6 protein-coding genes and 1 pseudogene are annotated in these 11195 nt (G+C 46.2%); 3 read left to right on the plus strand and 4 right to left on the minus strand.

Features of this window, described 5'->3' with window-relative positions:
• From QUA34_RS25190 to galE, 3 genes and pseudogenes are all read right to left on the minus strand, one after another.
• Positions 1-377: pseudogene (locus QUA34_RS25190) on the minus strand (hypothetical protein); the annotation flags it as partial.
• A 168-nt stretch (positions 378-545) separates the two neighbouring features.
• Positions 546-1232, minus strand: a complete 687-nt coding sequence (locus QUA34_RS25195) for a hypothetical protein (protein ID WP_333326272.1) — start codon at positions 1230-1232, stop codon at positions 546-548.
• Positions 1233-1386: 154 nt separating this feature from the next.
• Positions 1387-2385: a UDP-glucose 4-epimerase GalE gene (gene galE, locus QUA34_RS25200; protein ID WP_333326270.1), complete on the minus strand. Its 999-nt coding sequence runs from the start codon at positions 2383-2385 to the stop codon at positions 1387-1389.
• 629 nt (positions 2386-3014) lie between these two features.
• Here galE and gloB point away from each other — a divergent pair.
• Positions 3015-3788, plus strand: coding sequence for a hydroxyacylglutathione hydrolase (gene gloB, locus QUA34_RS25205; RefSeq protein ID WP_333326268.1), 774 nt, complete (start codon positions 3015-3017; stop codon positions 3786-3788).
• A 94-nt stretch (positions 3789-3882) separates the two neighbouring features.
• Here the strand turns inward: gloB and QUA34_RS25210 are convergent, their stop codons facing one another.
• Positions 3883-4722, minus strand: coding sequence for a glycosyltransferase (locus QUA34_RS25210; RefSeq protein ID WP_333326266.1), 840 nt, complete (start codon positions 4720-4722; stop codon positions 3883-3885).
• 619 nt (positions 4723-5341) lie between these two features.
• Between QUA34_RS25210 and QUA34_RS25215 the strand changes: the two genes are divergently transcribed.
• Together QUA34_RS25215 and rplI are read left to right on the plus strand one after the other, a co-directional pair.
• Positions 5342-10441: a PAS domain-containing protein gene (locus QUA34_RS25215; RefSeq protein ID WP_333389825.1), complete on the plus strand. Its 5100-nt coding sequence runs from the start codon at positions 5342-5344 to the stop codon at positions 10439-10441.
• Between the two features lie 255 nt (positions 10442-10696).
• Complete coding sequence (rplI, locus tag QUA34_RS25220) at positions 10697-11155, plus strand: 50S ribosomal protein L9 (RefSeq protein ID WP_006634794.1); 459 nt, start codon at positions 10697-10699, stop codon at positions 11153-11155.
• The last annotated feature ends 40 nt before the right edge of the window (positions 11156-11195 follow it).

The raw sequence follows: 11195 nt of genomic DNA on the forward strand, positions 1-11195 counted from the left end.
ACTACCATCTCGAAATATTTCTTAAAGTTGATAAACAATTCCTGAGTTTTACGGCTTTTCGTAAAAGCGATAAATCCCCCATTGTATTGAATCCTATTTTCATTTAGCGGCAACCCGACAGACTGCAAAGTTGACAGAATATCCTGCTTAACTCTTAATAAATTTGCCGCTTTAGCAATCGCAGGCGGCCCGTCTTCTGTTATCAGCAAATCTACTTCATCAAGATAGTCAAAAACTTCATATATTGGCGATAGCAAACAAATATCGCAGTCCAGATAAATAGTTTTCTCAAAAGGAGATTGTTGATACAAAGCCAGCTTAGCTTGTGGCGATGCTAAAACAGGATTTTCGTGTTTCGGTGCGGCCTGCAATCTCACATTTCCCAACACCAAAAGTAAGGGATATAAAAATCGAGGGACTCTATCTATTAAAATAATAATTGGTTCGCGGTGAAACTTCCTGACTGAAGCTAGAAAATGTATGCAGTATTGAAATGATTACAATCCAATTAAAATGGTGATAAATCCTCTATCCATATCTTTTCTCTAACGATAGTAAAAATCGAAATTTAATAAGGCAATTAACTGTGTTTTTAATAACCGATAGAGATATTGCCAATGCTCAAACTGCAATTTATCCCAAACCTTATCCCAAAAGGTTCTTACTTGATTTTTTTGCCAGTCCCAATGAGCCAAAGAATGCTCCCTAATTTGAGCGAGTTCCTGCCACCCGTCATTACGAATATTCCACCCAACTTTAGCAGTTGCTAACCCAATGGGATTACCGTCTTTTGTTTTGACTTTTTGCACTTCAAAAAATCTTCCAATCTTTCCCCATTCTTGAATAAACTGAATTTCTTTCCCATTGTCTCTCGCAATTACGAACAAATTTTCTGGAACAAAACTTACATTTTTCAATGGAATTTCTAGCTTTTTTGCTAATTTGTGAATTGCCTCTTTTCTTCCCGGCAAGGATTGATTTGGTGGATGTTCTAGAATGGGAATAAACCCTTTACAAGTAATTCCTGGCATCCATTCTCTCTCCGGCACTTTTCCTATGATTCTTGTATCTGCATCCACAAAAATTGTCACTCGGCATAATTCTAAGGCTTTTTTTAGTGCAAATCGTTTATCATTATAACAATAATCTACACCTTCGCGACTTTTTTTAAAGGCGAAAACATTCGTCAAATCCTGAAAGTCATTTGGGTTGTCAGTACAAACAACTAGCATCGTCCCTAGAGAATGAGTTTCTAAGTCTGCTGCTAGTTGTTTGGCTAATTCGCGATACTTTTTCCCAAAAGCTAAGGTGCAAAAACAAAAATCTTTGTGACTGTTTAACATTATTTAAGACTCTATTTTTGCACTTGTTTTATTTGAGTTAATGCTAACTGTGACGCTTTTGATGCCACTGCCAAGCATGGGATATAATATTCTTGATGTCTGGATATTCTGGAGACCAGCCCAAGGTTTCGATCGCCTTTTTGCTGCTGCCAACCAAAGCAGGCGGGTCGCCCGGACGCCGATCGCACTCAACAGCCTTAATCTCTTTTCCCGTCACTTGGCGAGCCGTTTCTATCACCTCTTTCACCGAAAACCCGCCGCCGTTGCCCAAATTAAAGAAATCAGATTTGCCACCATTTAACAAATATTCTAATCCCAAAATGTGAGCCGATGCCAAATCGTTAACGTGAATGTAATCCCGAATGCAAGTACCGTCAGGAGTCTCGTAATCCGTGCCAAAAATCGAGATTGAATCTCGTTTACCCAAAGCTGCGAACAACACCAGTGGGATCAGGTGAGTTTCTGGATTGTGATCCTCTCCTAACAACCCGTTCGGATCGGCCCCAGCCGCGTTAAAATAGCGAAAACAAACAGACTTGAAATCATACGCAGCGTCAAAATCCGACAAAATCCGTTCTACCATTAACTTAGTAGCACCGTAGGGATTGATCGGATTTTGTGGGTGGTCTTCTGTGAGCGGAATTTTGTGCGGTACACCGTAAGTCGCGCAAGTAGAAGAAAACACAAATTTCTTCACCCCAGCAGCGATCATTGCTTCCAAAAGGGTAATAGTGCCGATGACATTGTTACGATAATATTTAGCGGGATCGGTAACAGATTCGCCCACGTAAGCGTAAGCAGAAAAGTGCATTACAGCATCAATCTTGTGCGTAGCAAACAAGTTGTCTAGAAGAGTGCGATCGTTCGTGTCGCCAACTACTAACTCCACCTGCAAAGCCCGATCTACTATATCTCTGTGACCGTAAACTAAATTATCCAAAATCACCACACCGTAACCGGCGTTTTTCAGCGCTAATACAGCGTGAGAGCCAATATATCCAGCTCCACCCGTCACCAAAATAGTTTGTTTGTCTGCACTCATTTTCTTCTGCCTGTTTTTGTAGCTGGGATTGCCAAGAGCCTTGTTAATTTGAGACTTCCACATCTGAGGCTTTCACACTCCGCGTAAGCCGGAGAATTAAAGCGAAATATATAGGCTTTGCTGTACCCGACGGGACGATCGCACTCCTAAAAAACGCTTTTTAAACTCCAGACCGATGCTGAGGGAGCAAGTCTTTCTGTTCAATCGATAAACTTGAGGCGACCAATTTGGATATAATCAAATATCCGATTAATCTGATGTCGATCCTCTTCTGAAATTTTATCATCTGATAGGATAGCCGAAGTCAAAACTAAGTGTTCCCTGCGACTGATCTTGCCAGAGGCTACAATCCGATCGACTTTTTGAGAAATTGTTAAGTTCGATTTGTTGTGAGATGTTCGCATGTATTCGATCGCTTGTATGCTAAAATAATTAAAGCCGATTGCACTTATTGACCCAAAAATGGTGCGTACCCGACCTTAAATCACTTTGCTCAACAGCAGAAATAACGTATCAGAGTTTTACTTCCCAAGATAGATACGCGGACTTAATAAATCTGCAGTCAGCCTTCGGATAGGGTTCAGAACTAATTTAATTATATAATATTTTTCCTAGAGAGGCACTTTTCTATGCAGGTTTATCGGCTTCCGGTACTGTCCGACAATTACATTTTCTTGCTGCACGACCCCGATCGCCACACAGCAGCCGTCGTCGATCCAGCACGATCGCAGCCAGTATTAGAGCAACTCCAAGCACTCGGAGCCGAATTAACCGCAATTTTCAATACCCACCACCACCGCGACCACATAGGCGGCAATCAGGAACTGATCGATCGCTTTCCCCATATTAAAGTTTACGGTGGCGCAGAAGACCGAGGCAGAATACCCGGACAGCAAGTGTTTTTACAAGCGGGCGATCGAGTTTCTTTCGCCAACAGAACCGCCGAAGTCTTCTTCCTACCCGGCCACACAAAAGCTCACATCGCCTACTATTTCCCCCCCAGCAATCCCAGCGAAACCGGCGAGTTGTTTTGCGGCGACACGTTATTTGCTGGAGGCTGCGGCCGGCTCAAAGAAGGCACTCCCGCCCAAATGTTAGGCTCTCTGGGGCAACTGCGAAATTTGCCCGATCGTACGAGAGTCTGGTGCGCCCACGAATACACGCTGAACAACCTGCAATTTGCCTTGAGTGTGGATGGCGACAATCCCGATTTACAGCAGCGCTTCGCCGAAGTTAAGGAAGCGCGCAGTCGATCGCAACCTACAATACCATCATCGATCGGCCTCGAAAAAAGGACAAACCCATTTTTGCGCTGGGATTTTCCCAACATCCAATCAGCCGCCAACACCTCCGATCCAGTGCAAACCTTCGCTCGATTGCGCGGCATGAAAGACCAATTTTGACCGAAAGCATCCAGGATACAAGCCCCCGGATTCATCCGTGGGGTCAATGCTTCAATTCTTTAATCTAAAATCTAAAATCTAAAATCGATTGACCTTAACGTTTTTGTTTTTTCAGGTAGCTCTTAAACTTGAGTATCGGTTCGCTCAACCACCTGTCAAGTCTTGTGTATTTTACGTGAAAGCTCGATAGCCCCTTCAACTTATTTGGAATTTTTTCCAGTTCGTCCTTAAACGGTGTCTGAGCCAACATATCAAGCCATAATTGATTGGGGGCGGAGCTTTCCCACGGTTTCGGTCTTGACATAAAGTGCATCACTTTACTTGACATATCATCAGTCTTGTGGTTGTTCCATATTTGGTCTAGTTGCTTCCACCTTCCCACTAAAACTGAATTTAATGCACCTTGATCGCGATCGCCCCAAACGTGGGTTCTAGCATTTTGGAGCAACTTTTCCGACAGTTGCTCTTCCTCCCAAAGCTTCATGTTGTAAACTAAAACACCACTATTGAAATAAGGGTTTTGAGCTTGATAATTGTTGGGATTTCCCCAGGTGTTGGCTGCGGCTGCTATCGGCAGAGTTTCAAAATCTAGGTTCCACAGCGGCTTTAAGCTGCCCATAACGATCGTATCGCTGTCGAGCCAAATCAGCCTTTCTGTTTCTTTAGTATATTTTCGCGGCTCCAATTTAACGTAAGGCAGTTTAGAACCTGATACCGAAAGAAGTTGGTCGTAATTAGATTGCAATTCTTGCCATTCAATCTGGTATTTGCAGCAATTCTGTAACTGTTCCTTTTGCGGTGAATATATCCTGGTAGATACAACGGTAATTTTGACCTGCTCCTCCCCAGATTCGCTAACATTTAGATCTAGAGACTTGAGAAGTGCTGCTAACCCCAGAATATAGGTGCGATCGGCGGCTGTGAATATGTGCATAGGATTAAGTTTGTGAGATGAACGGCAAACGTGACACAAACGTTGGGACTGGAGGAAGCAGGCGACCCTGTATTGAGGTAAATGCGATCGCCCGTTTACCGTTGAGACGAACATTATCTTGCCTAAATTTCCGGTTAGATTTACACCAAGAAACGGGGTTTCTAAGTAGGTAGGCGCAAATAAAGTTTACTATGTAACAGAATGTAAGGCGGGCACAACAAGAGCAATTGCTTCGTTTCACTCGCAGCGAGAGAGGGGTGACGTATTTTCAAGCTTCATCTACTTATTTATCTGTGTGCAAGTGCCATCTGTTCGCACCCGAAAACGAGTAACAGCCATGGGTAATATGCAGCAACCCGAAAAATAATGAGAGGGACTGACCTCGCATTTGAAACAGCCAGAAAATTCCCCGTCGCCTGTGCTGAATCCCGCAACTGGTTCAGACGTGGGACTCTACGATAAAATAAATTGTCTAGATATCGATATTACCGCAGAACGATCGACATCCATCTTAGGTTTGAAGTGTCACCCTGCTCAAGTCAAAAGTTCCTCTGGTTATTTCCCTATTATTGAGCGCGATTTGCTTTGCCCAAAGTAAAATGAGCGTTGTTAGAAACCGATGCAAAACCCACGCAATACTGAACCCCAAGCAAAAATCGACCCCTTTGTTTCAACGGATTCTAACAAAGCGTTCTACCCAGTCGCGCCTTTGCCAACTGATGTCGGGATGGTTCTGCAATTGGCAGATGGTAGCATTCAGGGGTGCAATTCTCACGCCCAAGAGCTGTTGGGGATGACAGCAGAACAGATGCTGTTATGCACTTCAATCAACAGTCGCTGGCAGACTCTGCGTGAAGATGGCTCGGATTTTCCTGGTGAAACACATCCGGCGATGGTGGCGCTACAAACCGGGCAACCATGCTCAAATGTCATCATGGGCTTTTATCGGCCACAGGGAGAATTGATTTGGTTGACGCTCAATTCTCAACCTTTATTTCAGGGAGATCGATCGACTCCCTACGCGGTAGTTACAACCTTCACGGAGATCGCTCAACCTCAGCCCGAACCAGTCTGTAACGCGCCCGCGCCCCAAATCTCAGACACCCTCGAAAGTATTTCAAATGGGTTCTTTGCTTTGGATCGAGACTGGCGATTTACCTACCTCAATTTGCAAGCGGCGCGGTGGCTGAATCGACTCCCGCAAGAGGTGATTGGCAACAGCATTTGGGAAGAGTTTCCAGAATCTGTGGGCAGTTTGTTTGAACAGGAATATCGCCACGCCGCCACCTTCCAAGTTACGGTTAGTTTTGAATCTTTTTATCCGCCACTCAATGCTTGGTATGCGGTACGAGCCTATCCGATACCATCGGGGCTTGCCGTTTATTTTCAAGATGTGACTCAGCAGAAGGCGGATCGGGCTGTTTTTATTCAACAAGCGCAAACGGCACACCAACAACTAGCAGAAATCGAGGCGATTTATGCTAGTGCGCCGATCGGACTTTGCTTCCTCGATACTGAGTTGCGCTTTGTCCGCATCAACGATTGGCTAGCAGAAATTAACGGAGTTCCAGCCGCCGCCCACATCGGCAAAACATTGCGCGAAATCTTGCCAGAAATGGCAGATGATTTAGAGCCACTTTACCGAAAAGTTATTGAAACTAAAGTTCCACTCAAACAGCTCGAAATTCGCAGGACGAACTCAGCACAGCCGGGAGTCGAACAGGATTGGCTATTGAGTCTCTATCCCCTGAAAGCCGAGGACGATCGCGTCCTGGGAGTGAATGTGACGGTGCATGAAATTACCGATCGCAAAGCTACCAAAAAAGAAATTGAACGGCTCAACCAAGAATTAGAGCGACGAGTCAATGAACTCGAATCGATACTTGATGCTGTACCCGTCGGTATTACGATCGCAGACGACCCACAGTGTAAAGTAATTCGCGCTAACCGATTTGCCCAGTCGATGTTGATAGTGCCACCCGATACCAATGTTTCTGGAACCGGAGAGCAAGCCGCAGCCCTTCCGTTTAGACGATTCCGCAACGGAGAAGAAATTCCGGGAGAACAACTGCCCATGCAACTAGCCGTGGCTTCGGGCGTCGAAGTGCGAGATGTGGAAATTCAAATGGTGCGCGAGGACGGGGTGGCCTTTGATTGGTTGGTGAATGCGGTGCCGTTATTTGACGAGCAGGGTGCCGTTCGTGGCTGTGTGGCAGCCTTTATGGATATTAGCGATCGCAAACAAGCTCTTGCTGCTTTGCGCCACTCTGAGGAACGCTATCGCACTTTGTTTGAGTGCCTAGACGAAGGCTTTTGCATCATCGAAATGCTGTTTGACAAAAACGAAAAGCCGATCGATTACCGCTTTTTGGAAGTCAATCCGGCTTTCTTGAAACAAACCGGACTTGAACAAGCTGCGGGTAAAACGGCGCGCCAGCTCGTTCCAGATATCGAAGATTATTGGTTTGAGATGTACGGCAAAGTCGCCCTGACGGGGGAACCCTTGCGCTTCGAGCACGGCTCGGAAGTCATGAACCGCTGGTTCGACGTTTTGGCGTTCCGCACTCCTGAGCCGCAGAGCCGACAAGTCGCCATACTTTTCCAAGAAATCACTGATCGCAAACAATCCGAAAATCTCCTGCGGCAACAGGAAGAGCAACTGCGGCTGTTCGTCAAACATTCGCCTGCGGGGGTGGCGATGTTTGACCGCCAGATGCGGTATATGCTGGTGAGCGACCGCTGGCTGTCAAGTTACGGGCTCGGCACTCAAAACATTGTGGGCCGATCGCACTACGACATCTTTCCCAATTTGCCCGATCATTGGAGACAAGTCCACCAGCGCTGTCTGGCGGGAGCAGTTGAAATCTGCCAAGAAGATCGGTTTCCCCGCCCTGATGGCTTAATCGACTGGGTGCGCTGGGAAATTCACCCTTGGCGAACCAACACCAATGAGATTGGCGGTATCATGATTTTTTCCGAAATCATCACCGAGCGCAAAAACGCTGAACTCGCGGTGCAAGTGGCCTCCCAGCAAGTCAGCAATATTCTAGAAAGTATTACCGATGCCTTTATGGCGATCGATGCACAATGGCGCTATACCTACGTTAATGCCACAGCAGAAAAACTGCTTTCTCGATCGAGAAACGACTTACTAGGTCGATCAATCTGGGAGGTATTCCCTGCCGAGAAAGAATCCAATTCAAGGGCATATCAAGAATTTCATCGAGTTGTTTCCGAACAAGTTTCTGTCAAGTTTGAAGAGTTCTCGCCTTCGCTCCAGATCTATATAGAAGTGAGCGCCTATCCTGCGGCCGAAGGACTTACCGTTTATTGGAGCGATATTAGCGATCGCAAACGCACTGAAGAAGAACTGCGCCAAAAGAATGCGATTTTGAACGTAATTAACGAGTCAGCGCCCACGCCAATTTTTGTCAAAAATCGAGAAGGACAGATTATTTATGCAAATCCAGCCACGCTGGAAATAATGGGCAAATCTGCTTCTGAAGTAATTGGTGGTCGCGATATCGATTTATACCCAGTCACAGAACTTGCAGTCACAGTCACGGAAAACGATCGGCGCATTATGGAGTCTGGACAAACAGAAGTCCTCGAAGAATCTCACGATGGCATTCGGACATTTCTGGTAATGAAAGCTCCATACCGCAATCAAGCGGGAGAAGTCATCGGCCTGATTGGCATCTCCAGCGAAATCACAAATCGCAAACGAGCAGAAGTCGCCATGCAAGAACAAACTAAGTTACTGCAAGTCATCATTGACAGCATTGGCGATGGTTTAATTTTGGCAAACCAACAAGGGGAGTTTGTGTTGTTTAACCAAGCCGCCGTAGGAATATTCGGTCAGCTATCGAATGAAAAATCTTGTGAGGAATGGTCGAGCACCTACGGACTATTTTTGACCGATAAAAAAACCCTCTTTCCCGCCGCTGAACTACCTCTAGCCAGAGCAATCAAAGGTGAATATGTCAATGATGTAGAGGTATTTGTCCGTCGCGAAGATACCGAAGGTCGCTGGATCAGTATCAGCGGTTATCCGGTAGTTGATACTAGCAACGAAATCAAAGGTGGAGTGATTGTCTGTCGGGATATCACAGAACGCAAACAAGCCGAAGCAGCGCTGCAAGAAAGCGAAGAACGATTCCGCACTATGGCTAACAACGCTCCTTTTATGGTATGGGTAACAAACTCCACAGGCTATTGCACTTTCTTGAGTGAAACCTGGTATGACTTCACAGGTCAAACTGAGGAAACAGGTTTGGGATTGGGTTGGGTAAACGCGGCCTATCCAGAAGACCGAGAACAGGTCAAGAACGCTTTTTTGAGCGCCAACGAACGCCAAGAACCGTACCGCGTAGAATTTCGCCTCCAGCGCAAGGATGGCGGATATTCTTGGGTGATCGATGCGGCTGCTCCCAGATTTTCCGAAAGGGGACAATTTGAGGGTTATATCGGCTCTGTAATCGACATTACAGAGCGCAAACAAGTGGAAACCGAGCGCGATATAGTTCTCCAATTAGAACAAACTGCCCGCACGGAAGCCGAGCGAGCTAACCGCATTAAAGACGAGTTTCTGGCCGTGCTTTCTCACGAGTTGCGATCGCCCCTGAATCCGATTTTAGGCTGGTCGCAACTGCTCGTCGGCGGCAAGCTGAACGCGAGTCAAAGTGCCAAGGCTTTTGAGACAATTGAGCGCAACGCCAGACTGCAATCTCAATTAATCGAAGACTTGCTTGACGTGTCTCGGATTCTGCAAGGAAAACTCAGATTGAATGTTGCTCCGATGAATCTGGCAACCATTATTCCATCTGCTGTGGAAACCGTGCAATTAGCAGCCGAAGCTAAAAAAATTCAAATTCAAACAATTTTAAATTCCGATGTCGAGCAAGTTCTGGGCGATACAAGTCGCTTGCAACAAATTGTGTGGAATTTGTTATCAAATGCTGTGAAATTTACGCCCGAAGGCGGTCGAGTAGAAGTTCGATTAGAGCAAGTCGAACACCAAGCTCAAATTCAAGTCATAGATACTGGTAAAGGCATTCTTCCCGATTTCTTGCCTTATGTTTTTGACCATTTCAGACAAGAAGACGGCGCAACAACTCGCAAATTTGGCGGCTTGGGATTGGGATTGGCGATCGTCCGCCAACTGATCGAACTGCACGGCGGAACGGTGTTTGCAGAAAGCGCCGGAGAAGGTCAAGGAGCGACGTTTACGGTGAGATTACCGCTATTAAATGATGATTCTAGAAGGCAGGAGGAGGAAGAACGTCATGGGGCTGCTTGTCCCGATCTCTCATCCTTGCCGCTAGCTGGATTGAGAATTTTGGTGGTAGATGATGAACTCGACTCGCGAGATTTTGTCGCTTTTGTGCTTGAGGAAGCGGGTGCAGAGGTGATTTCCGTGTCATCTGCTGCTGAGGCGCTAGAGTTGATCGAACAAACTGCACCGGATTTGCTTGTTAGCGACATTGGAATGCCCCAGATGGACGGGTATATGTTGATAAATCGCATCCGCACTCAGCTTGCGCCTGAGTATCGGCAGTTGTTGGCGATCGCCTTAACCGCCTATGCTGGAGAAGGGAACGAGCGTCAAGTTTTACAAGCCGGATTTGATCAACACTTAGCCAAGCCGATCAATTCGACCCAGTTAGTTACTACTGTAGCGCGATCGATCGTCGCCCAGCGCCTTGAAAATAAACCCTGAGTTCTCGATAACACATTGTACTGTAGTTGATTTTGCTCATTACAGCACCCCTGTTTTGCGTAATTTCCAACTGAATTTGCCCGTTAAAAATATTATCCCTGTTTCTTCCCTCGAACCTCGAATCTCAACATCCATCCGTTAAATCCGTTACATCCGTTACATCCGCTACCAAATCCGTTGCCGAACTTCCTTGCGATCGCCCCTCAAACTTCGCTATTATAAAAAGTTGCAGTTAAAACCCCACAACCCACGATCATGGCCAAGCGCGTCCAATTAGTTTTAAATAAAGATGTCAGCAAACTCGGCAAAGCTGGCGACGTAGTAGAAGTAGCCCCAGGCTATGCCCGCAACTACCTAGTACCCCAAGGAATGGGATTTAGAGCCACTCCCGGCATTCTCAAGCAAGCAGAGCGGCGCCGTGAAGAAGAAAGACTGCGCCAGCTAGAGCTCAAGCAGCAAGCTGAAGTCCGCAAAACCGCCCTCCAATCGGCTGGGCCTTTCATCATCTCCAAGCAAGTTGGCGAAGCAGACGCGATTTTTGGTACTGTTACCAACCAAGAAGTAGCAGAACTGATTTTCAACTCTACCAGTCAAGAAGTCGATCGGCGCGGCATCACTCTGCCCGAAATTCGCCAAACTGGTACATACAAAGCTGAAATCAAACTACACGCAGAAGTTACCGCCGAAGTTGATATTCAAGTTGTTCCGATGTAATTAAGAGTCATCAGTCATCAGTTATTAGTTGTTAGCCATT

The organism is Microcoleus sp. POL10_C6 (assembly GCF_036701585.1).
Lineage (GTDB): Bacteria > Cyanobacteriota > Cyanobacteriia > Cyanobacteriales > Microcoleaceae > Microcoleus.

What these genes read in the sequence shown, in the direction of transcription:
- QUA34_RS25195 (WP_333326272.1), bottom strand. Translation starts at nt 1,232, where the DNA reads ATGCTAGTTGTTTGTACTGACAACCCAAATGACTTTCAGGATTTGACG.
- galE (WP_333326270.1), bottom strand. Translation starts at nt 2,385, where the DNA reads ATGAGTGCAGACAAACAAACTATTTTGGTGACGGGTGGAGCTGGATAT.
- gloB (WP_333326268.1), top strand. Translation starts at nt 3,015, where the DNA reads ATGCAGGTTTATCGGCTTCCGGTACTGTCCGACAATTACATTTTCTTG.
- QUA34_RS25210 (WP_333326266.1), bottom strand. Translation starts at nt 4,722, where the DNA reads ATGCACATATTCACAGCCGCCGATCGCACCTATATTCTGGGGTTAGCA.
- QUA34_RS25215 (WP_333389825.1), top strand. Translation starts at nt 5,342, where the DNA reads ATGCAAAACCCACGCAATACTGAACCCCAAGCAAAAATCGACCCCTTT.
- rplI (WP_006634794.1), top strand. Translation starts at nt 10,697, where the DNA reads ATGGCCAAGCGCGTCCAATTAGTTTTAAATAAAGATGTCAGCAAACTC.